Source organism: Streptomyces laurentii, assembly GCF_040635425.1.
Classification (GTDB): Bacteria; Actinomycetota; Actinomycetes; order Streptomycetales; family Streptomycetaceae; genus Streptomyces; species Streptomyces laurentii.
On the sequence record NZ_JBEYHT010000042.1, the window covers coordinates 37662 to 57748 of the forward strand.

Sequence of the window (20087 nt, forward strand, 5' to 3'; positions counted from 1 at the left end):
ATTCATAACCTATTGCGTTCGCCATAGGTTATGACTTCCCGCGACGGCTGAGAGGCGCGCGTACACCGGTCAGCCCTTCTCCAGGTACTCCTCCCGGTCCTTGTCGACGAGCGCGTCGAGCGCGGTGCGCAGCTCGGGGTGTCCGGTGAGCGCGGGGTCGGCGAGGACGAGGGCGGTGGCCTCCTCGCGGGCGGCGGTGATGACCTCCTCGTCGTCGATGACGGCGAGCATCCGCAGCGAGGAGCGGGCGCCGGACTGGGCCTGGCCGAGGACGTCGCCCTCGCGGCGCTGTTCGAGGTCGATACGGGAGAGCTCGAAGCCGTCGAGGGTGGAGGCGACGGCGCCGAGGCGCTGCCGGGCGGGGCTCGCCTCGGGCATCTCGGTGACGAGCAGGCACAGGCCGGGGGCCGAGCCTCGGCCGACGCGGCCGCGGAGCTGGTGGAGCTGGGAGACGCCGAAGCGGTCCGCGTCCATGATCACCATGGCGGTGGCGTTGGGGACGTTGACGCCGACCTCGATGACGGTGGTGGCGACCAGGACGTCGACGTCGCCGGCGGCGAAGCGGCGCATGACGGCGTCCTTGTCGTCGGGGTGCATCCGGCCGTGCAGGACCTCGACGCGGAGTCCGGCGAGCGGGCCGGCGCGCAGCCGGTCGGCGACCTCGAGGACGGCGAGCGGCGGGCGCTTCTCGGCCTCGTCCTCGGGGCTCGCCTTCTTCTTGGCGCCGCCTCCCTTGCCGGCCTTCTCGCCCTTCTGGTCCTCCTCGTCGCCGATCCGGGGGCACACCACGTACGCCTGGTGTCCGGCCTGGACCTCCTCGCGGACTCGTTCCCAGGCGCGATCGAGGAAGTGCGGCTTGTCGGCCGCGGGGACGACATGGCTGGCGATGGGCGAGCGGCCGGCGGGCAGCTGGTCGAGGACGGAGGTCTCCAGGTCGCCGAAGACGGTCATGGCGACGGTCCGCGGGATGGGGGTGGCGGTCATGACGAGCAGGTGCGGGGGCTGCTTGCCCTTGCCCCGGAGCGCGTCGCGCTGTTCGACGCCGAAGCGGTGCTGTTCGTCGACGACGACCAGGCCGAGGTCGTGGAACTGCACCTTGTCCTCGATCAGGGCGTGGGTGCCGATGACGAGGCCGGCCTCGCCGGTGACCAGGTCGAGCAGGGCGTGGCGGCGGGCGGCGGCGCCCATGGAGCCGGTGAGGAGCACGACCTTGGTGGCGTGTTCGGCGCCGCCGAGCATGCCTCCTTGGGCGAGTTCGCCCATCATCTCGGTGATCGAGCGGTGGTGCTGCTGGGCGAGGACCTCGGTGGGGGCGAGCATCGCGGCCTGTCCCCCGGCGTCCACGACGGCGAGCATGGCGCGCAGCGCGACGAGGGTCTTTCCGGAGCCGACCTCGCCCTGGAGGAGGCGGTGCATGGGGTGTTCGGTGGCGAGGTCGTCGAAGATCTCGGCCGACACCTTGCGCTGGCCCTCGGTGAGGGTGAACGGCAGTTTCGCGTCGAAGGCGGTGAGCAGGCCGTCGGGGGCGGGGCGGCGGGCGACGGCCGGGAGCTGGGTGTCGGCGTGCCGGCGGCGGGCGAGGGCGACCTGGAGGACGAACGCCTCGTCCCACTTGAGCCGGTCGCGGGCATCGGCGATGTCGGCCTTGGTGCGCGGGCGGTGGATCTTGACGAGGGCGTCGGGCAGGTCGGTGAGCCCGCGGCCCTCGCGCAGGGCGGGCGGCAGCGGGTCGGTGAGCCCGGCCCACTCGGTGGCCGCCATGGAGTCGAGGGCGATGGCGACGGACTGCTCGATGGTCCAGGACTCCAGCTGCTTGCAGGCCGGGTAGAGCGGCAGCAGTTCGCTCGCGAAGGCCCGTACGGCGTCGGTGCCGCTGTCGGCGTCGAGGAGCTTGTACTCGGGGTGGGCGAGCTGGAGGCGGCGGTTGAAGACGCCGACCTTGCCGGCGAACATGGCGCGCCGGCCGGGCAGGAGTTCCTTCTGGTGGAAGTGGACGGTGCGGCCGAAGAACACGAGCTGCATCCGGCCGCTGCCGTCGGTGACGGTGACTTCCAGGCGCTGGCCGGTGCCGCGCCCGCCCCGGTTGAAGGTGTGCACGCGCGCGTCGGCGACCTGGGCGACGACGGTGACGTGTTCGTCGAGCGGCAGGTCGGCGAGCGTGGTCAGCTCGCCGCGCTCCGCGTACCGCCGTGGGTAGTGGTGCAGCAGGTCGCCGACCGTGTGCAGATCCATGTGCTCGGCCATCACCTTGGCGGTGGCGGCGCCGAGCAGCTTCTTCAGGGGTTCGTCGAGGGCGGGCACGTACTCCATTGCACACCACGCGGCTGACAGTCGTCATGGACCGCCATGGGTCCGGGGGCGGCTATTCCACTCCGATGAGCAGCGGCGGCGCGCCCTCGCCCGCCGGGTAGACGACGGTGTCGACGGCCAAGTAGGCGGCGCGGACGTGCTGTTCGAGGGTGGGGGTGAGGGTCTCGGGGGTGTCGGCGGCGACGACCAGGGTGACGAGTTCGCCGCCGGCCGAGAGCATGCGGTCGAGGACGGTGCGGGCGGTGTCGGTGAGGTCGTGGCCGATGACGGCGACGTCGCCCTCGATGAGGCCGAGGACGTCGCCGGCCTGGCAGACGCCGGCGGAGGTGAAGGACTGCCGTTCGGCGACGGCGAGTTCGGCGTAGCGGGTGGCGCCGGCGGCGGCGGTCATGGCGACGACGTCCTCGTCGAAGTCGCGGTCCGGTTCGTGGACGGCGAGGGCGGCGATGCCCTGGACGGCGGCGCGGGTGGGGATGAGGGCGACCCGGATGCCTTCCGCGCGGGCCGCGCCGGCGGCGGCCGCGGCGGCGGCGCGCAGTTCGGTGTCGTTGGGCAGCAGGACGACCTCGTGGGCGTGCGTCCGGCGGATGGCCTCGGCCAGTTCGTCGCCGGTGGGCGGCTCGCCGGGGCGGGCGAGCAGGGTCGTCGCGCCGGCCTCGGCGCACAGTCCGGCGAGGCCCTCGCCGGGGACGACGGCGACGACGGCGCGGCCGGCGGGCGGGGCGGGCTCGGCCGGGGCGGCCTGGGTGTCGAAGTGGGTGACGCGGATGCGGTGCGGGCGTCCCGCCTCCACACCGGCTTCGACGGCCGCGCCGGCGTCGTCGACGTGGACGTGCACGTTCCACAGCCCGTCGCCGCCGACGACGACCAGGGACTCCCCCAGCTCGTCGAGCCGGGCCCGGAGCCGGTCCACGGCGCGGTCGTCGGCGTCCAGCAGGTAGACGACCTCGTACGCGGGGCCGTCGCCCGCCACGCAGCCGTCGGCGGGCAGGACGGGCGGGTGGGCGGGGGCGGCGGGGCGGCTGGGGGCCTGGCCGGTGAGGGTCTCGACGAGCGCGCCGAGGACCGTCACCAGACCGCGTCCGCCGGCGTCCACGACCCCGGCGCGGCGCAGTGCGGCCAGTTGTCCGGGGGTGGCGTCCAGGGCCGTCCGTGCCCCGGCGTACGCGCGTGTGGCCACCTCCGTGAGGTGTCCTCCCCCGTCGCAGGCGTCGGCGGCGGCGCGGGCGACGGTGAGGACGGTGCCCTCGACGGGGTGGGCGACGGCCGCGTGGGCGGCGTCGGCGGCGTCGGCCAGGGCGCGGGCCAGGTGGTCGCCGTCGCCGGTCCCGTCGGCGAGGACGGCGGCCATGCCGCGCAGTAGCTGGGCGAGGATGGTGCCGGAGTTGCCGCGGGCGCCGATCAGCGCGCCGTGCGCCATGGCGCGTATGACCTCGGCCACACCGGCTCCGGCGGGGACGGCGTCCACGGCGCGGGCGGCGCACTCGACCGTCAGGTACAGGTTGGTGCCGGTGTCCCCGTCCGCGACGGGGTAGACGTTGATGGCGTCGATGTCCGCGCGTTCCCGGCCGAGCGCCGCCAGCGCCCCCGCACACCAGGATCGGACCGCTTCGGCGTCGAGGGTCTGCGGGACTCCGGGCAACGCGTGGTCCTCCTGTGCTCTGCGGTGGGGGTTCACCGCAGGGTAGTCCGGCGCTCACGCGGGGCCGGGGGCGGGGGCTGCGCCGGACATGGTAGTTTCGTTCCACGGAAGCAGTCGTTGTATGCTGCTTCGGTTGCCCGGCATCGTCCGGGCCATTCCCCGGCAAACCACTTCAGATCACTGATCCGATTCCGGTGCGCCGGTTTCACTGTAAATCTGAAGTCTTTGGAGTGACCCGTGGCTGCCAACTGCGACGTCTGCGGCAAGGGGCCGGGCTTCGGCAACAACATTTCGCACTCGCACCGCCGTACGTCTCGTCGCTGGAACCCGAACATCCAGCGTGTGCGTGCCGTGGTCGGTCGGACGCCGAAGCGGCTCAACGTCTGCACCTCGTGCATCAAGGCCGGCAAGGTCTCGCGCTAACCGCGACGTTCGTGTCGTAGCGCAGCCCCTGCGGTTGCCTTGAGAGGCCGGTTCACCTTGGTGAACCGGCCTTTTGCCTTGCCCGGACACGGTCGCGGAGCGTGTTCCCCGCCTTACGCGCGCGTACGCCAGCCGTGGTCGACCGGGCCGATGCCCGCGCCCAGCGCGAATCCGGCGGCGATGGCCCCCGTCACATACGCCTTCGCCGCCCGCGCCGCGTCCGGCACCGTGAGCCCTTGGGCGAGGCCGCAGGCCAGGGCCGAGGCGAGCGTGCAGCCGGTGCCGTGAGTGTGCCGGTTTCCGTACCGCGGGGCGCGCAGCCAGTGTTCCTCGGTGCCGTCGGTGAGCAAATCGGCGGCCCGGCCGCCGTGGGCGGCGAGATGGCCGCCCTTGACCAGGGCCCAGCGGGGTCCGTACGCGAGGATCGCGCCGGCCGCCCGCCGCATCCCGTCCTCGTTCTCGACGGTCAGGCCCGTGAGCTGCGCCACCTCGTCCAGGTTGGGGGTGACGACGGTGGCGGCGGGCAACAGGCGGGTACGGACGGCGTCCAGGGCGGTCGCGGCGAGCAGCGCGTCGCCGTGTTTGGAGACGCCGACCGGGTCGACGACCGCCGGGGCGGCGGTCGTGGCCAGCAGTTCGGCGACGGTCTCGACCAGCGTCGCGCTCGCCAGCATCCCGGTCTTGACCGCCTGGACGCCGATGTCGTCGACGACGGCCCGGTACTGGGCCCGCACCGCCGCCTCGGGCAGTTCCCAGGCGCCGTGGACGCCGGTGGAGTTCTGCGCGGTGACGGCGGTCACGACGCTCATGCCGTGGACGCCGAGGGCGAGCATGGTCTTGAGGTCGGCCTGGATGCCGGCGCCGCCGCCGGAGTCGGATCCGGCGACGGTGAGCACCCGCGGCGGGGCCGGGGCGGCGGGACCGGATGTCGCGGCGGGGCCGGAGGTCACTCCGTACCGCCGAAGTGGTCCCAGCCGCCCGTGCTGTGCCAGGGCGCGCCGTCCACGGTGACGTGCGGCAGCGGGGAGGGGCCGAGGACCGAGCCGATGACCTTCCAGCGGGCGGGCAGCTTCACCTCGGGCGGGAAGGTCGCCACGATCGCGTGGTCCTCTCCCCCGGTGAGCACCCACTGGAGCGGGTCGACGCCGACGGCCTGGCCGATGTCGTGCATCTGGCTGGGGATGTCGATGAGGCCGGAGCGCAGGTCGATGCGGACCTTGCTGGCCTCGGCGATGTGCCCGAGGTCGGCGATCAGCCCGTCGCTGACGTCGCACATGGCGGTGGCGCCGAGTCCGGCGGCCGCGGGGCCCGCGTGGTACGGGGGTTCGGGGCGGCGGTGGGCCTCGACGAAGGCGCGCGGGGAGCGGAAACCGCGGGAGAGGACCGCGTATCCGGCGGCGGACCAGCCGAGCCAGCCGGTGTAGGCGACGACGTCGCCGGCCCGGGCGCCGTCACGGGTGACGGGTTCGTGGTTGCGCAGGTCGCCGAGGGCGGTGATGGAGACGGTGATCGTGTCGCCGCGGACCACGTCGCCGCCGACCACGGCGGCGCCCGCGACCTGACATTCGTCGCGCAGTCCGTCCATGAGTTCGGCGGGCCAGGTGACGGGGAGTTCGGCGGGGACGACCAGGCCGAGCAGCAGCGCGGTGGGCACCGCGCCCATGGCGGCGATGTCGGCGAGGTTCTGCGCCGCGGCCTTGCGGCCCACGTCGTACGCCGTCGACCAGTCGCGGCGGAAGTGGCGTCCTTCGAGCAGGATGTCCGTGCTGGCGACCACTCTCCGGTCGGGGGCGGAGACCACGGCGGCGTCGTCGCCGGGTCCGATCCGCACCGCGGGGGTGGTGGTGAGCCGGGAGGTGAGTTCCCTGATGAGCCCGAACTCGCCCAGCTCTCCGACTGTGCCCTTCACCGCGATTCACCTCGTGTCGTCGTGCCGGCCGCCGCCGCGCCGTGCCGCTTCTCGCCGTGCGGGTCGCGGGCCGTCACCGTGTTGGATACCTTCAAGTAGACCGTCAACTTGTCATGTGTGTACGCCACACCCGGGGCGCCTCCGGACCCGGAGGTCTCCCCTCGTTCCGCGACGACGCGGTACCGTGGCGTCTCTTTCTCCCACAAGATCCTCAAGGCCGCCGTGGAGGTTCCGTGGTACAGGCGTACATCCTTATTCAGACCGAAGTGGGCAAGGCCCAGTCCGTCGCCGAGGTCATCGGCAAGATGTCGGGGGTGATCCAGGCAGAGGACGTGACCGGACCGTACGACGTGATCGTCCGCGCACAGGCCGACACCGTCGACGAGCTGGGCCGCATGGTGGTCGCCAAGGTCCAGCAAGTGGAAGGCATCACGCGCACCCTCACCTGCCCGGTCGTGCATATCTAGCCCCCGTCTACCCTTGGCCGGTGATGTCTTCTCACCGGCCTTTCGGCCTGCCCGTCCGCGCCGCCGCTTCCGTGGCGGGCGCCGTCCTGCTGCTCACGGTCGCGGGCTGTTCCGCGTCGGACTCGGGTTCGGTCGCGGTTCCCGCTCCGCCGCCGGCCGAGGCGGCCGTCTGCCGCGCCCTGGCGAAGGAGCTGCCCGACACCGTGGCGGGGCTGGGCCGGACCGGGACCGAACCCGAGTCCGAGCTGACCGCCGCGTGGGGGGACGGGGCGATCGTACTGCGCTGCGGGGTCGTCCGGCCCGAAAAGATGAGCGATCCGCAGGCGCGGGCCGTCGAGGCGGACGGCGTGAACTGGATGTACGAGCCGCGCGAGGGGGACGGTCCCCGGTTCACCACCACGTACCGCAAGGCGTACGTGGAGGTGTCGCTGGACGAGCGGTACGCGCACGACGTGGGTCCGCTCGTGGATCTCGCCGCCCCGGTGAAGAAGGCCGTGCCGTCCAGTCTGTGAGACAGACCGGACGGCCGCGAGCCGTCGGAACGCTTCCGGCGTTCTAGCGCAGGCCGGTGGAACGGTTCAGCGCGGCCTGGACGAGGCGGCTGACGAGCTCCGGGTAGCTGACGCCGCTCTCCTGCCACATGCGCGGGTACATGGAGATGGGCGTGAAGCCGGGCATGGTGTTGATCTCGTTGATGACGAAGTCGCCTTCCTCCGTGAGGAAGAAGTCGGCGCGCACCAGGCCCTCGCAGGACACGGCCTCGTAGGCCTCGACGGCGAGCCGCTGGACCTCGGCGATGGCCTTGTCGCCGATCGGCGCGGGCACGATGCCGGAGGCCGAGTCGATGTACTTGGCCTCGAAGTCGTAGAAGTCGTGGTCGGTGACCGGCGGGATCTCGGCGGGCAGGCTCGCGCGCGGGCCGTCCTCGAACTCCAGGACGCCGCACTCGATCTCGCGGCCGCGCACCAGCGCCTCGACGATGATCTTCGGGTCGTGCCGGCGGGCCTCCTCGACGGCCTCGTCGAGGCCGGAGAGGTCGTCGACCTTGGTGATGCCGACGGACGAACCGCCGCGGGCCGGCTTCACGAAAAGCGGCCAGCCGTGGTCGGCGGCGAACTCCACGATCTTCTTGCGGGCGGCGTTCGGGTTCTGGTCCCACTCGCGCGGGCGGACCGTGACGTACGGGCCGACGCGCAGGCCGAAGGAGGTGAAGACGCGCTTCATGTACTCCTTGTCCTGGCCGACGGCGGAGGCGAGGACGCCCGCGCCGACGTAGGGGATGCCGGAGAGCTCCAGGAGGCCCTGGAGGGTGCCGTCCTCGCCGTACGGGCCGTGCAGCACGGGGAAGACGACGTCGACCTCGCCGAGGACCTGCGGCAGGCTGCCGGGCTCGTGCAGGACGACCTCGCGGCTGGCCGGGTCGACGGGCAGGACCACGCCGCCGGTCCCGGACTCGGCGAGGGCGTCGACGTCCGGCAGGGTGCGGCCGTCGATGGCCATCCGCTCGGGAGCGTCGGCGGTCAGCGCCCAGCGCCCCTCCTGCGTGATGCCGATGGGCAGCACGTCGTAGACGTCCCGGTCGATGGCGCGCAGGACGGCGCCGGCGGTGAGGACGGAGATGGCGTGCTCGGAGCTGCGTCCGCCGAAGACGACGGCGACGCGCGGCTTGCGGGGGCTCTGGGTGTTCTCGCTCATATCGCGTCGAGCGTACCTTGCGGTGTCCGAACTCCTGAGCGCCCCGCTGGCCGTCGCGCTCGTACGGCGCAGTGGGCCGGACCTGGTGGGACGTGGCACGCCGGAGCCGTTCCGGTGCCGCCGATTCGATTCGGCGGCACCGGAACGGCTCCGCGGCTTCGTGTCAGCGGCGTTCCGGCTTGGCGCTGCGCGACATCAGTTCCTGAAGCGCCACGACCGGCGGCTTGCCCTCGTGCACGATCGACACGACCGTCTCGGTGATGGGCATGTCGACGCCGTGCCGGCGGCCCAGATCGAGCACGGATTCGCAGGACTTGACGCCCTCCGCGGTCTGCTTGGTGGCCGCGATGGTCTCCTGGAGGGTCATCCCGCGGCCGAGGTTGGTGCCGAAGGTGTGGTTCCGGGAGAGCGGCGAGGAGCAGGTGGCCACCAGGTCGCCGAGGCCCGCGAGTCCGGAGAAGGTCAGCGGGTCGGCGCCCATGGCGAGGCCGAGGCGGGTGGTCTCGGCGAGGCCGCGGGTGATGAGCGTGGCCTTGGAGTTGTCGCCGAGGCCCATGCCGTCGGCGATGCCGACGGCGAGCCCGATGACGTTCTTGACGGCGCCGCCGAGTTCGCAGCCGACGACGTCGGTGTTGGTGTACGGGCGGAAGTACGGGGTCATGCAGGCGGCCTGGAGGCGCCGGGCGACGTCCTCGTCGGCGCAGGCGGCGACGGCGGCGGCGGGCTGCCGGGCGGCGACCTCCAGGGCCAGGTTGGGGCCGGTGAGGACGGCGACGCGCTCCTCCGGGACGCCGGCGACCTCGCGGATGACCTCGCTCATCCGCTTGGCGGTGCCGAGTTCGATGCCCTTCATCAGGGAGACGAGGACGGTGCCGGGGGCGAGCAGCGGGGTCCAGGCGGCGAGGTTCTCGCGCAGCGTCTGGGAGGGCACGACGAGGACGGTGAAGTCGGCGTCGCGGGCGGCCTCGGCCGGGTCGGCGGTGGCCGTGATGCCCTTGGGGAGTTCGATCCCGGGCAGGTAGTCGGGGTTGGTCCCGGTGGTGTTGATGGTCTCGGCGAGGGCGGGACGGCGGCCCCAGAGGCTCACCTCGCAGCCCGCGTCGGCGAGCACCATCGCGAAGGCGGTACCCCAGGATCCGTTGCCGAAGACGGCTGCCTTGGTCACTTCTTGCCTTCCTCTGCGGCCTTGCGGCGCTGTTCCTGCCGCGCCTTGCGGTGGTCGTACACCTCGGCGGGGGCCTTCTCGCCGCGGACCTCCTCGAGGATCCGGGTGATGGCCGCCATGATCTCCTCGGTGACCTGGCGGAGCACCTCGGGCGTCGGTTCGAGGTCGTGGAAGCGGGACAGGTCGACCGGCGGACCGGCCTGCACGATCAGGGTCTTGCGGGGCCACAGCCGGAGCTTGTTCTCCTTGGCGTACGGCGGCATCGCGAGGTTGGCGCCCCACTGGGCGACCGGGATGACGGGCGCCTTGGTGAGCAGCGCGACCCGGGCGGCGCCGGTCTTGCCGGCCATCGGCCACATCTCGGGGTCGCGGGTCAGGGTGCCCTCGGGGTAGAACGCGACGCACTCGCCGCGTTCGATGGCGTCGACGGCGGAACGGAACGCGTCCAGGGCGTCGGTGGTCTCGCGGTAGACCGGGATCTGGCCGGTGCCGCGCAGGATCGCGCCGACGAACGAGCCCTTGAAGAGGCCGGCCTTGGCCAGGAAACGGGGCACCCGGCCGGTGTTGTACTGGTAGTGCGCGTAGGACAGCGGATCCAGGTACGAGTTGTGGTTCACCGCGGTGATGAAGCCGCCGTCGGCCGGGATGTGTTCCATACCCCGCCAGTCCCGCTTGAAGAACACCACCAGCGGGGGTTTGGCGATGACCGCCGCCAGGCGGTACCAGAAGCCGATTCTGCGGCGGGACACTCGGACACCTTTCTCCGGACGGACGCGCGGGGGTCAGGGGCCTCCCCGCTGCTGGCCTAGGACACCGTACGCCCCGGGGCCTTGGCGTTTCGCGAGCGGGAAGAATACAGAATGGGTGGGATGAAGACCTACGCGGACGACCGGTCGGGTGGTCACTTCGGCGGTGCGGAGGAACGTTCCTGGTCCCTGGTCGTCCCGCTGAAGCCGCTGGCACGGGCCAAGAGCCGGCTGGCGGCGGCCGTGGGGGGCCCGCTGCGGGGGCGGTTGGCGCTGGCCTTCGCCGAGGACACGGTGGCGGCGGCGCTGGCCTGTGGCCGGGTACGGGATGTGGTGGTCGTCACGGACGATCCCGACGCGGCCGTGTCGCTCGCGGCGCTGGGCGCGCGGATCGTGCCCGATCCGCCGGGCGGCGGGCTCAACGACGCGCTGGCGCACGGCGCCCGTACGGTACGGGCCGGGCGGCCGGGGGCGCGGGTGGCGGCCCTGAACGCGGATCTCCCGGCGCTGCGGCCCGCCGAGCTGGCCAGGGTCCTGGCGGTCGCGGGGCAATTCCCGCGGGCATTTCTCGCGGACGCCGCCGAAATCGGCACGACTTTCCTCTCGGCGAGTCCGGGTACGGAATTGGAACCGGCTTTCGGGGGCGCTTCGCGGCGGCGCCATTTGTCGTCGGGGGCGGTGGAAATCCGGCTGGCGGGGGTGGATTCCGTACGCCGGGACGTGGACACCGGCCGGGACCTGGCGGCGGCCCTGGCACTGGGGGTGGGCCCGCGCACGGCGGCCCGGTGGGTGCGGGCGGCCGGATAGGCTGCCGGGCATGCAGGCGACCGCGTACACGTACGATCCCGAGACCCGCAGCGGCAGTGTGCTGCTCGACGACGGCACCCCGGTGGAGTTCGGGGCGGAGGCGTTCGAGGCGGGCGGCCTGCGGCTGCTGCGGCCCGGGCAGCGGGTGCGGATCGAGACGGCGGGCGAGGGCCCGTCGGCGCGGATCACGCTGGTGACGCTGCAGACGTTCTGATCCCGGGCTCCCGGGGGGCCTGGGACGCACCGCGGGCCGGGCTCCTGGTCAGGGAGCCCGGCCCGGCGTGTGAGCGCTCTCGCCGTCGCGGCTTACTTCTTCGCGGCGGCCTTCTTCGCGGTGGTCTTGCGCGCCGTCGTCTTCTTGGCGGGCGCCTTCTTCGCGGTGGCCTTCTTGGCCGGGGCCGTCTTCTTGGCGGCGGTGGCCTTCTTCGCGGCCGTGGTGGCCTTCTTGGCCGGGGTCGCCTTCTTGGCGGCCGTGGTGGCCTTCTTCGCCGCGGCGGTGGTCTTCTTGACCGCCGTGGTCTTCTTGGCGGCCGTGGTCTTCTTGACCGCGGTCGTCTTCTTGGCGGCCGTGGTCTTCTTCGCGGCGGCCTTCTTGGCGCTGGCCTTCTTCGCGGCGGCCTTCTTCACGGTGGCGGAGGCGCCACCGGTCAGGCTGCCCTTGGGGGCCTTCTTGACGGAGACCTCGCCGCCCTTGGGGAGCTTCTTCGAGCCGCTGACCAGGTCCTTGAAGCCCTGACCCGCGCGGAAGCGGGGCACGGAGGTCTTCTTGACCCGGACGCGCTCACCCGTCTGCGGGTTGCGGGCGTAGCGGGCGGGACGGTCGACCTTCTCGAACGACCCGAACCCGGTGACCGACACGCGGTCGCCGGAGACCACGGCGCGCACGATGGCGTCGAGCACGTGGTCGACGGCTTCGGCGGCCTGCTGGCGACCGCCCAACTTGTCGGCAATCGCTTCTACGAGCTGCGCCTTGTTCACGTCTTCCCCTTCGGAGACTCTGCCCGAACGAAAGTGTTCAAGCTTTTTCGCACGTTAGGCATGTATATACCGCAAATCAAACACGAAACGGTCTAATCACCCTAGTGCCGCAACGCGGAAGTTCCGTTGCGGAGTTCCGGGTGTCAGTCGCCTTCAGGGAATCGGCCCTCGTCGAGGTCCTTCATCAACCGGTCCAGACGCGTTGCCGCGTCCGCGAGATCGTGCTTCGCCGCGGCCGTGACGACCAGCAGCTTCCGGGACAGCGCCATCCTTACGCCCTCCGGGACTTGCAGTGCGCGCACTCTTGTGTGCGCTTCCTTCAATCGGGCGGCGACGGCCTCGTAGAGCTCGAGTTGGCTGTCGCGTTCCATGCACCGATTGTGCCATCTGGGGCGAGTTGTCGCCCGACTGGGGCTCAACAAGCGACTGCGCCCCCCACCGGGTGGTGGAGGGCGCAGTACCGGAAACGCGCTGCTCAGACCGTAATTGTACGGGGCTTGAAGGCCGGCCTGGAGGCCTCGTAGGCGGCGATGTCCGCTTCGTTCTGAAGGGTGAGGCTGATGTCGTCGAGGCCGTTCAGGAGCCGCCAGCGGGCGTTCTCGTCGAGCTCGAAGTCGGCGTCGATCCCGGCGGCGAGGACCTTGCGGGCCTGCAGGTCGACGGTGATCTCGGCGGCCGGGTCGGCCTCGGTCAGCTCCCACAGGGCGTCCACGACGGACTGCGGCAGGACCACGGTGAGCAGGCCGTTCTTCAGCGAGTTGCCGCGGAAGATGTCGGCGAACCGGGCGGAGATCACGGTCTTGAAGCCGTAGTTCTGCAGCGCCCAGACGGCGTGCTCACGGGAGGAGCCGGTGCCGAAGTCGGGTCCGGCCACCAGGACGGTGGCACCCTCCCGCTCGGGGCGGTTCAGGACGAACTCCGGGTCCTTGCGCCAGGCCTCGAAGAGGCCGTCCTCGAAGCCGTCGCGGGTGACCTTCTTGAGCCAGTGCGCGGGGATGATCTGGTCGGTGTCGACGTTGCCGCGGCGCAGCGGGACGGCGCGGCCGGTGTGCGTGGTGAAAGCTTCCATGACTCCTCAGACCCCCGCGGGAGTGACGACGTCGGACAGGTCGGCCGGGGAGGCCAGGTGACCGAGGACGGCGGTGGCGGCGGCGACCTGGGGGGAGACCAGGTGGGTGCGGCCGCCCTTGCCCTGCCGGCCCTCGAAGTTGCGGTTGGAGGTGGACGCGGAGCGCTCGCCGGGGGCCAGTTGGTCGGGGTTCATGCCCAGGCACATCGAGCAGCCCGCGTGCCGCCATTCGGCGCCGGCCTCCTTGAAGACCCGGTCCAGGCCCTCCTCGACGGCCTGCAGGGCGACCCGGACGGAGCCGGGGACCACCAGCATGCGGACGCCGTCGGCGACCTTGCGGCCCTTGAGGAGCTCGGCGGCGTTGCGCAGGTCCTCGATGCGGCCGTTGGTGCAGGAGCCTACGAAGACGGTGTCGACCTCGATGGCGCGCAGCGGCTGCCCGGCGGTCAACCCCATGTATTCCAGGGCCTTTTCGGCGGCGAGGCGCTCCGATGCGTCTTCGTACGAAGCCGGGTCGGGGACGTGCGCCGAAAGCGGGGCGCCCTGGCCGGGGTTGGTGCCCCAGGTGACGAACGGTGCCAGCTCGGCGGCGTCGATGACGACCTCGGCGTCGAAGACCGCGTCCTCGTCGGTGCGCAGGGTCTTCCAGTACGCGACGGCGGCGTCCCAGTCCTCGCCCTCGGGAGCGTGGGCGCGGCCCTTGAGGTAGGCGAAGGTGGTCTCGTCGGGGGCGATCATGCCCGCGCGGGCGCCGGCCTCGATGGACATGTTGCAGATGGTCATCCGGGACTCCATCGAGAGTTTCTCGATGGCGGAGCCGCGGTATTCCAGGACGTACCCCTGGCCGCCGCCGGTGCCGATCTTCGCGATGACCGCCAGGATCAGGTCCTTGGCGGTGACGTCCGCCGGCAGTTCGCCGTCGACCGTGATGGCCATGGTCCGGGGCCGGGCCAGCGGCAGCGTCTGGGTGGCGAGGACGTGCTCGACCTGGCTGGTGCCGATGCCGAACGCCAGCGCGCCGAAGGCGCCGTGGGTGGAGGTGTGCGAGTCGCCGCAGACCACCGTGGTGCCCGGCTGGGTCAGCCCCAGCTGCGGTCCCACCACGTGGACGACGCCCTGCTCGATGTCGCCGAGCGGGTGCAGCCGGACGCCGAACTCGGCGCAGTTCTTGCGCAGGGTCTCCAACTGGGCGCGGGAGACCGGGTCGGCGATCGGCTTGTCGATGTCGAGGGTGGGGGTGTTGTGGTCCTCGGTGGCCAGGGTCAGGTCGAGCCTGCGCACCTGTCGGCCGCCGAGCCGCAGCCCGTCGAACGCCTGGGGGCTGGTCACCTCGTGCAGCAGGTGAAGATCGATGAAGAGGAGATCGGGCTCGCCTTCGGCGCGCCGGACGACATGGTCGTCCCAGACCTTCTCCGCGAGTGTCCTACCCATCGCTTTCCCTCCGGCCGGCGGTCACGCCGGCAGCACTAGAGACCCGTTGCGCGGTCCGTCGTGCGACCGCTTCACCAGAGTGACGGGTCTCGGGGAAAATTGAACTTGCGTTTCACAGAGTGAGACGAGAGTATCGTTTCATGGACAACTCTAGCGGCGTAGGCGTTCTCGACAAGGCAGCCCTTGTCCTGAGCGCCCTGGAGTCCGGTCCGGCCACCCTCGCAGGTCTGGTCGCGGCGACGGGACTCGCACGACCCACGGCACACCGACTGGCCGTGGCACTGGAACACCACCGGATGGTCGCCCGCGACATGCAGGGCCGGTTCATCCTCGGCCCGCGGCTCGCGGAGCTGGCCGCGGCGGCCGGCGAGGACCGGCTGCTCGCGACCGCCGGACCGGTGCTGACGCATCTGCGCGACGTGACCGGCGAGAGCGCTCAGCTCTACCGGCGCCAGGGCGACATGCGGATCTGTGTGGCGGCCGCCGAGCGGCTGTCCGGTCTTCGGGACACCGTCCCGGTCGGCTCCACGCTGACGATGAAGGCCGGTTCGTCGGCGCAGATCCTGATGGCCTGGGAGGAGCCGGAGCGGCTGCACCGGGGTCTGCAGGGGGCGCGCTTCACGGCGACGGCCCTGTCGGGCGTCCGGCGCCGCGGCTGGGCCCAGTCGATCGGCGAGCGCGAGCCGGGCGTCGCGTCCGTCTCCGCGCCCGTACGCGGCCCCTCGAACCGCGTGGTGGCCGCCGTGTCGGTGTCGGGCCCGATCGAGCGCCTGACCCGCCACCCGGGCCGGATGCACGCCCAGGCGGTCATCGACGCCGCCGCGCGCCTCACCGAGGCCCTGCGCCGCAACGGCTGACGCGGACCCTCTCCCCCGTCCCTCCGACCTCGTACGTATCCGGCCCACCGCTCCAACGCCGCAGCGGTGGGCCGGAGTTGTTCGCGCGGTCCCGCACAACAGTCGGCAGTCGGCAGTCGGCAGAACACAACGAAGGAAGCCCTCCCCCGAAGGGAAGGGCTTCCTTGCTCGTACCCCCGACCGGATTCGAACCGGCGCTACCGCCTTGAGAGGGCGGCGTGCTAGGCCGCTACACAACGGGGGCAAGAACTATGATCACGTGACAGAGTCGCATGATGTTTACTGCGCTGGCCTACCTGGACTCGAACCAAGACTAACTGAACCAGAATCAGTCGTGCTGCCAATTACACCATAGGCCACTGGTGGAGAAGACCAGTTGGTACCCCCGACCGGATTCGAACCGGCGCTACCGCCTTGAGAGGGCGGCGTGCTAGGCCGCTACACAACGGGGGCCCTAGCGATCCTGCATCAGTATCACCGGGAGCTACCCAAGTGACCCTGCGGGAAGGATCTGTACCCCCGACCGGATTCGAACCGGCGCTACCGCCTTGAGAGGGCGGCGTGCTAGGCCGCTACACAACGGGGGCTTTGTGGATGCCATCCACGGTTGCAGATGAGCTCTGCGAGCTGGCCTACCTGGACTCGAACCAAGACTAACTGAACCAGAATCAGTCGTGCTGCCAATTACACCATAGGCCACCGGAACTTGATCCCTTCGAGAAGGGGCCTTGCTCGGCTTCCGCTTCAGGGGCTTTCGGCCTTTCGGCCCTGTCCCCCTCGGCGACAAGAAGAACATTACCCGATGGTTCCCGGTGCTCCAAAACGGGTATCCCCCCGCAGCACCCCGGGGAGCTGGCCGAGGCCGGTGATCCGGTGCAGCTCGGGCCGCCCGCCGCCGCCGGCGCGATCCAGCCAGATGCCGAGCAGCCCCGCCTCGGTCGCGCCGCGGGCGTCGATGTCGGGCTGGTCACCGACGTACGCCACCTCCCCCGGCGCGAGCCCCAGGGCCGTGCAGGCCGCGTGGAAGGCCTCGGCGGCCGGCTTGGCCACGCCCAGCTCGGCCGCGCAGAGGACGGCCTCGAACCGGTCCCGTACGCCCAGGGCGCGCAGCTTGTGGTCCTGGTTGAGGATGCTGGAGTTCGACAGGACCCCGTGCCGGTAGTCGCCGGCCAGCACGTCGAGGGCGGGGACGGCGTCCGGGAACAGCTCCCACGCGGCCTCGTAGTGGGCCACGTACCGCTCGAACCAGCCGTCGGCCGCCTCCCGGGTCATCCCGGGCTCCTCCAGGAAGTCCCGCACCCGCTCGCGGCGCTGCTCCAGGAAGTCCACCCCGCCGGCCTCGAAGCGCCGCCAGTGCAGCACCGTGAGTTCCTTCCAGCGCCCGAGCGCCTGCTCCACGGACGCGTACCCGCCGGCCAGCCCCTCGGCCGTGAGATGCGCGCGCATCCCGGCGCGGTCGGCGCGCGCGTAGTCGAAGAGCGTGTCGTCGATGTCCCAGAGCACCGCGCGGATGGCCATGGCATCGACGGTACCCCGGGGGCGGCGATCAGGCCGGGGAACAGTCATCGCGGGGGGGCCGGGACGGCAACGCCTCGGGGGCGGCACCCGGGGTGTTCCGGGTGCCGCCCCCGAGGGCGGAAAGCGGGGCCGCTTACGCGGCGAGCTTGGCCAGGGCCGCGTCGATGCGCGCCAGGGCCTTGTCCTGGCCCAGGATCTGCAGCGACTCGAAGAGCGGCAGACCGACCGTGCGGCCGGTGACGGCGACACGGACCGGGGCCTGGGCCTTGCCGAGCTTGAGGCCGTGGGCCTCGCCGGCGGCCAGGACGGCGTTCTTCAGCGCCTCGGCGTCGTTCCAGTCGGCCGCCGCGAGCTTCTCGCGCGCGGTGGTGAGGAGCGCGGCGGGCTCGCCCTTCATCGCCTTGTCCCACGAGGCCTGGTCGAAGACCGGCTCCGCGAGGAACAGGAAGTCGACGTTGGCCGTGATCTCCGACAGGACGGTGAGCCGGGTCTGGGCGTACGGCGCGATGGCCTCCCAGGCGGCCTGATCGAAGTCCTCCGGCGCCCAGGGGGCGTGCGGGGCCCGCAGCCAGGGCTCGCAGGCCGCGGCGAAGTCCTTCACGTCCAGCATGCGGATGTGGTCCGCGTTGATGGACTCGGCCTTCTTGAGGTCGAAGCGGGCCGGGTTGGCGTTGACGTCCGCGATGTCGAACTTCTCCACCATCTCGGCGAGGGTGAAGAGGTCGCGGTCGGCGGAGAAGGACCAGCCGAGCAGCGACAGGTAGTTGAGCAGGCCCTCGGGGAGGAAGCCGCGCTCCCGGTAGAGGTTGAGGGCGGACTGCGGGTCGCGCTTGGAGAGCTTCTTGTTGCCCTCGCCCATGACGTACGGGAGGTGACCGAAGGCCGGGATCTCCTTGGCGACGCCCAGCTCCATCAGCGCCTTGTACAGCGCGATCTGGCGCGGGGTGGAGGAGAGCAGGTCCTCGCCGCGCAGGACGTGGGTGATCTCCATCAGGGCGTCGTCGACCGGGTTGACCAGGGTGTACAGCGGGGCGCCGTTGGCGCGCACGATGCCGTAGTCCGGGACGTTCTCCGGGGTGAAGGTGAGCTCGCCGCGGACGAGGTCGGTGAAGGTGATCGTCTCGTCCGGCATCCGGAAGCGGACGATGGCCTCGCGGCCCTCGGCCTTGTACTGGGCGATCTGCTCGGCGGTCAGGTCGCGGCAGTGGCCGTCGTAGCCGGAGGGGCGGCCGGCGGCGCGGGCGGCCTCGCGGCGCTCGTCCAGCTCGGTGGCGGTGCAGTAGCAGTGGTACGCGTAGCCGCCGGCGAGCAGCTTCTCGGCCACGTCCTTGTAGATGTCCATCCGCTGGGACTGCCGGTACGGCGGGTGCGGACCGCCGACCTCGGGGCCCTCGTCCCAGTCCAGACCGAGCCAGCGCAGCGAGTCGAGCAGCTGGTTGTACGACTCCTCGGAGTCGCGGGCCGCGTCGGTGTCCTCGATACGGAAGACCATGGTGCCCTGGTTGTGCCGGGCGAAGGCCCAGTTGAACAGGGCGGTGCGGACCAGGCCGACGTGGGGGTTGCCGGTCGGGGAGGGACAGAAACGGACGCGGATGTGGGCGTTAGCCACGCTTGATCACCCTATTGGTGAGAGTGCCGATGCCTTCGATGGTGACGGCGACCTCGTCGCCGACGTTGAGGGGGCCGACCCCGGCGGGAGTGCCGGTGAGGATGACGTCGCCGGGGAGCAGCGTCATGGCCTCGGTGATGTGGACGACCAGGTCCTCGATGGAGCGGATCATGTCGCTCGTACGACCGAGCTGGCGTTGTTCGCCGTTGACCGTGGCCTGGATGGCCAGGTCGCTCGGGTCGAGTTCGGTCTCCACCCAGGGCCCCAGCGGGCAGGAGGTGTCGAAGCCCTTCGCGCGGGACCACTGGGCCTCGCGCTTCTGGACGTCGCGGGCGGTGACGTCGTTGGCGCAGGTGTAGCCGAAGACGACGTCCTTGACGCGCTCGCGGGGCACTTCACGGCACATGCGGCCGATGACCACGGCCAGTTCGGCCTCGTGGTGCAGCTCGTTGGAGAAGGAGGGGTACTCGATGGCGTCGCCGGGGCCGATCACGGAGGTGGTGGGCTTGAAGAAGGCCACCGGGACCTCGGGGACCTCGTTGCCCATTTCCTTGGCGTGCTCCGCGTAGTTGCGGCCGATGGCCACGACCTTGTTGGGGAGCACGGGCGGCAGGAGCCGGACCTTGCTGAGCGGGACCTTGGTGCCGCTGAGCTCGAAGTCCGTGTACGGGATGCCCTTGATGATGTCGAGGACCAGGCCGCCGCCCTCGACGGTTCCCTCGCCCTCGACCGCGCCGAAGGCGACATTGCCGTCGATGGAGAATCTGGCGATGCGCACGAGTGCTGTCGCCCCTCACTTGGTACTGGCTGGAGTCTGACGCTCCAGGCTAACGCGCGGCGAGGGGCGGACCGGCGGATTTGTCCGCCGGACGGCTGCCGGAGGCTGCCGGACGACTATTCGGCGGCCAGGTACGCGGGCACGTACGGCGCGGGCGCCGTCATGAGGATCGTGCGGCGGGGGTTCGCGGTCCGCTCGGGCAGGGTGGCGTTGTACTCGGGCTGGGCGCCCCGGCTCAGCTGCGCCGCGTCCTCGAGGTGGGCGAGCGTCGAGCGGCGGGGGTTGGCCGTGTTGACGGGGAGTACGGGCGTCGGCTGCGTCGGCTGCGTCGTCGTCTTCATCGCGATCTCGGACCTTTGTCTGCGGCGGGGGGCGCCCTCATGGGCGCGTCGGACGTGCTGCCCATTCTGTAAAGCGTCAGGCTAAACATGCAATTCCCTTCGAATGCATGGCCGATCCAACAAACTCTGTGTGAGTTTGCTCACCACCGAAGGAACAAACCGGTCATTACGCACCGCAATCCTCGGTCACCGAAACGGACATTCCCTCACCGAATGATCTATTCCGCTCCTGATCATGGCGACTGGGACACCCTCCACGCCCCTTCGGTTCGCCCCGCTATGGCCGTTTCCTCCGTGATCATCTTCTACACGCGGTGACTCCTCGCACACGCGTCGTCATTC

At 71.3% G+C, this 20087-nt stretch carries 21 protein-coding genes and 5 tRNA genes; 6 read left to right on the forward strand and 20 right to left on the reverse strand.

Going from position 1 to position 20087, the window contains the following annotated elements:
* Positions 1-69 precede the first annotated feature (69 nt).
* Both recG and ABZ693_RS23955 read right to left on the reverse strand, forming a co-directional pair.
* On the reverse strand, positions 70-2310 hold the full coding sequence (recG, locus tag ABZ693_RS23950; RefSeq protein WP_359880768.1) for an ATP-dependent DNA helicase RecG: 2241 nt from the start codon (positions 2308-2310) through the stop codon (positions 70-72).
* Positions 2311-2362: 52 nt separating this feature from the next.
* Complete coding sequence (locus ABZ693_RS23955; protein ID WP_359880770.1) at positions 2363-3952, reverse strand: DAK2 domain-containing protein; 1590 nt, start codon at positions 3950-3952, stop codon at positions 2363-2365.
* Positions 3953-4189: 237 nt separating this feature from the next.
* Here ABZ693_RS23955 and rpmB point away from each other — a divergent pair, with 237 nt between their 5' ends.
* Entirely contained in the window at positions 4190-4375 is a 186-nt protein-coding gene (rpmB, locus tag ABZ693_RS23960) for a 50S ribosomal protein L28 (RefSeq protein ID WP_003957616.1), read from the forward strand.
* Between the two features lie 113 nt (positions 4376-4488).
* On the opposite strand, the gene thiD is transcribed toward rpmB, so the two are convergent.
* Both thiD and ABZ693_RS23970 read right to left on the reverse strand, forming a co-directional pair.
* The gene (gene thiD / locus ABZ693_RS23965) at positions 4489-5325 is read right to left on the reverse strand and encodes a bifunctional hydroxymethylpyrimidine kinase/phosphomethylpyrimidine kinase (RefSeq protein WP_359880773.1); all 837 of its coding nucleotides are present in this window, start codon (positions 5323-5325) and stop codon (positions 4489-4491) included.
* Positions 5322-6284, reverse strand: a complete 963-nt coding sequence (locus tag ABZ693_RS23970) for a thiamine-phosphate kinase (protein WP_359880776.1) — start codon at positions 6282-6284, stop codon at positions 5322-5324. Before ABZ693_RS23970 ends, thiD begins: the two co-directional genes overlap by 4 nt.
* A gap of 233 nt (positions 6285-6517) precedes the next feature.
* Here ABZ693_RS23970 and ABZ693_RS23975 point away from each other — a divergent pair, with 233 nt between their 5' ends.
* Both ABZ693_RS23975 and ABZ693_RS23980 read left to right on the forward strand, forming a co-directional pair.
* A complete protein-coding gene (locus ABZ693_RS23975) occupies positions 6518-6751 on the forward strand; it encodes an Lrp/AsnC ligand binding domain-containing protein (protein WP_359880779.1) in 234 nt (77 codons plus the stop codon).
* Between the two features lie 23 nt (positions 6752-6774).
* On the forward strand, positions 6775-7263 hold the full coding sequence (locus ABZ693_RS23980; protein WP_359880842.1) for a DUF3515 domain-containing protein: 489 nt from the start codon (positions 6775-6777) through the stop codon (positions 7261-7263).
* Between the two features lie 43 nt (positions 7264-7306).
* Here ABZ693_RS23980 and ABZ693_RS23985 read toward each other — a convergent pair whose 3' ends face one another.
* From ABZ693_RS23985 to ABZ693_RS23995, 3 genes are all read right to left on the reverse strand, one after another.
* Entirely contained in the window at positions 7307-8446 is a 1140-nt protein-coding gene (locus tag ABZ693_RS23985; protein ID WP_359880782.1) for a D-alanine--D-alanine ligase family protein, read from the reverse strand.
* A gap of 163 nt (positions 8447-8609) precedes the next feature.
* On the reverse strand, positions 8610-9611 hold the full coding sequence (locus ABZ693_RS23990; protein ID WP_359880785.1) for an NAD(P)H-dependent glycerol-3-phosphate dehydrogenase: 1002 nt from the start codon (positions 9609-9611) through the stop codon (positions 8610-8612).
* Positions 9608-10360, reverse strand: coding sequence for a lysophospholipid acyltransferase family protein (locus ABZ693_RS23995; protein ID WP_359880786.1), 753 nt, complete (start codon positions 10358-10360; stop codon positions 9608-9610). The genes ABZ693_RS23990 and ABZ693_RS23995 overlap by 4 nt, the downstream gene beginning before the upstream one ends.
* Positions 10361-10480: 120 nt before the next feature.
* Between ABZ693_RS23995 and cofC the strand changes: the two genes are divergently transcribed.
* Together cofC and ABZ693_RS24005 are read left to right on the forward strand one after the other, a co-directional pair.
* Positions 10481-11164 carry a 2-phospho-L-lactate guanylyltransferase gene (cofC, locus tag ABZ693_RS24000; protein WP_359880789.1) on the forward strand — a complete coding sequence of 228 codons (684 nt, stop codon included), beginning with the start codon at positions 10481-10483 and terminating at the stop codon, positions 11162-11164.
* A 10-nt stretch (positions 11165-11174) separates the two neighbouring features.
* Positions 11175-11378 (forward strand): hypothetical protein, encoded by a 204-nt coding sequence (locus ABZ693_RS24005; protein ID WP_359880792.1) that lies wholly within the window; start codon positions 11175-11177, stop codon positions 11376-11378.
* A 92-nt stretch (positions 11379-11470) separates the two neighbouring features.
* Here ABZ693_RS24005 and ABZ693_RS24010 read toward each other — a convergent pair whose 3' ends face one another.
* The 4 genes from ABZ693_RS24010 to leuC form a co-directional block, all read right to left on the reverse strand.
* Complete coding sequence (locus ABZ693_RS24010; RefSeq protein ID WP_359880795.1) at positions 11471-12142, reverse strand: HU family DNA-binding protein; 672 nt, start codon at positions 12140-12142, stop codon at positions 11471-11473.
* Between the two features lie 143 nt (positions 12143-12285).
* Positions 12286-12513 carry an SCO5555 family protein gene (locus ABZ693_RS24015; RefSeq protein WP_359880799.1) on the reverse strand — a complete coding sequence of 76 codons (228 nt, stop codon included), beginning with the start codon at positions 12511-12513 and terminating at the stop codon, positions 12286-12288.
* A 104-nt stretch (positions 12514-12617) separates the two neighbouring features.
* Positions 12618-13211 (reverse strand): 3-isopropylmalate dehydratase small subunit, encoded by a 594-nt coding sequence (gene leuD, locus ABZ693_RS24020; protein ID WP_359880802.1) that lies wholly within the window; start codon positions 13209-13211, stop codon positions 12618-12620.
* A gap of 6 nt (positions 13212-13217) precedes the next feature.
* Positions 13218-14642 (reverse strand): 3-isopropylmalate dehydratase large subunit, encoded by a 1425-nt coding sequence (gene leuC, locus ABZ693_RS24025; protein WP_359880805.1) that lies wholly within the window; start codon positions 14640-14642, stop codon positions 13218-13220.
* Between the two features lie 140 nt (positions 14643-14782).
* On the opposite strand from leuC, the gene ndgR reads away from it, so the two are divergent.
* Positions 14783-15499, forward strand: a complete 717-nt coding sequence (ndgR, locus tag ABZ693_RS24030; RefSeq protein ID WP_128977462.1) for an IclR family transcriptional regulator NdgR — start codon at positions 14783-14785, stop codon at positions 15497-15499.
* Between the two features lie 171 nt (positions 15500-15670).
* Here ndgR and ABZ693_RS24035 read toward each other — a convergent pair.
* The 9 genes from ABZ693_RS24035 to ABZ693_RS24075 form a co-directional block, all read right to left on the reverse strand.
* Positions 15671-15743 (reverse strand) — tRNA-Glu (locus ABZ693_RS24035).
* Between the two features lie 43 nt (positions 15744-15786).
* A tRNA-Gln gene (locus ABZ693_RS24040) sits at positions 15787-15858 on the reverse strand.
* 18 nt (positions 15859-15876) lie between these two features.
* Positions 15877-15952 (reverse strand) — tRNA-Glu (locus ABZ693_RS24045).
* A gap of 61 nt (positions 15953-16013) precedes the next feature.
* A tRNA-Glu gene (locus ABZ693_RS24050) sits at positions 16014-16086 on the reverse strand.
* 40 nt (positions 16087-16126) lie between these two features.
* Positions 16127-16198 (reverse strand) — tRNA-Gln (locus tag ABZ693_RS24055).
* Between the two features lie 96 nt (positions 16199-16294).
* Positions 16295-17017, reverse strand: a complete 723-nt coding sequence (locus ABZ693_RS24060) for an HAD family hydrolase (protein ID WP_359880807.1) — start codon at positions 17015-17017, stop codon at positions 16295-16297.
* A gap of 133 nt (positions 17018-17150) precedes the next feature.
* On the reverse strand, positions 17151-18626 hold the full coding sequence (gene gltX, locus ABZ693_RS24065; protein ID WP_359880810.1) for a glutamate--tRNA ligase: 1476 nt from the start codon (positions 18624-18626) through the stop codon (positions 17151-17153).
* Positions 18619-19404 carry a fumarylacetoacetate hydrolase family protein gene (locus tag ABZ693_RS24070; protein ID WP_359880813.1) on the reverse strand — a complete coding sequence of 262 codons (786 nt, stop codon included), beginning with the start codon at positions 19402-19404 and terminating at the stop codon, positions 18619-18621. The genes gltX and ABZ693_RS24070 overlap by 8 nt, the downstream gene beginning before the upstream one ends.
* 116 nt (positions 19405-19520) lie before the next feature.
* The gene (locus tag ABZ693_RS24075) at positions 19521-19745 is read right to left on the reverse strand and encodes a hypothetical protein (RefSeq protein ID WP_359880815.1); all 225 of its coding nucleotides are present in this window, start codon (positions 19743-19745) and stop codon (positions 19521-19523) included.
* Positions 19746-20087: the final 342 nt, after the last annotated feature.

Bases quoted from the DNA above. Each gene is read 5' to 3' on its own strand.
- recG (WP_359880768.1), bottom strand. From the start codon at position 2,310: ATGGAGTACGTGCCCGCCCTCGACGAACCCCTGAAGAAGCTGCTCGGC.
- ABZ693_RS23980 (WP_359880842.1), top strand. From the start codon at position 6,775: ATGTCTTCTCACCGGCCTTTCGGCCTGCCCGTCCGCGCCGCCGCTTCC.
- ABZ693_RS23985 (WP_359880782.1), bottom strand. From the start codon at position 8,446: ATGAGCGAGAACACCCAGAGCCCCCGCAAGCCGCGCGTCGCCGTCGTC.
- cofC (WP_359880789.1), top strand. From the start codon at position 10,481: ATGAAGACCTACGCGGACGACCGGTCGGGTGGTCACTTCGGCGGTGCG.
- ABZ693_RS24005 (WP_359880792.1), top strand. From the start codon at position 11,175: ATGCAGGCGACCGCGTACACGTACGATCCCGAGACCCGCAGCGGCAGT.
- ABZ693_RS24015 (WP_359880799.1), bottom strand. From the start codon at position 12,513: ATGGAACGCGACAGCCAACTCGAGCTCTACGAGGCCGTCGCCGCCCGA.
- leuD (WP_359880802.1), bottom strand. From the start codon at position 13,211: ATGGAAGCTTTCACCACGCACACCGGCCGCGCCGTCCCGCTGCGCCGC.
- leuC (WP_359880805.1), bottom strand. From the start codon at position 14,642: ATGGGTAGGACACTCGCGGAGAAGGTCTGGGACGACCATGTCGTCCGG.
- ndgR (WP_128977462.1), top strand. From the start codon at position 14,783: ATGGACAACTCTAGCGGCGTAGGCGTTCTCGACAAGGCAGCCCTTGTC.
- ABZ693_RS24060 (WP_359880807.1), bottom strand. From the start codon at position 17,017: ATGGCCATCCGCGCGGTGCTCTGGGACATCGACGACACGCTCTTCGAC.
- ABZ693_RS24075 (WP_359880815.1), bottom strand. From the start codon at position 19,745: ATGAAGACGACGACGCAGCCGACGCAGCCGACGCCCGTACTCCCCGTC.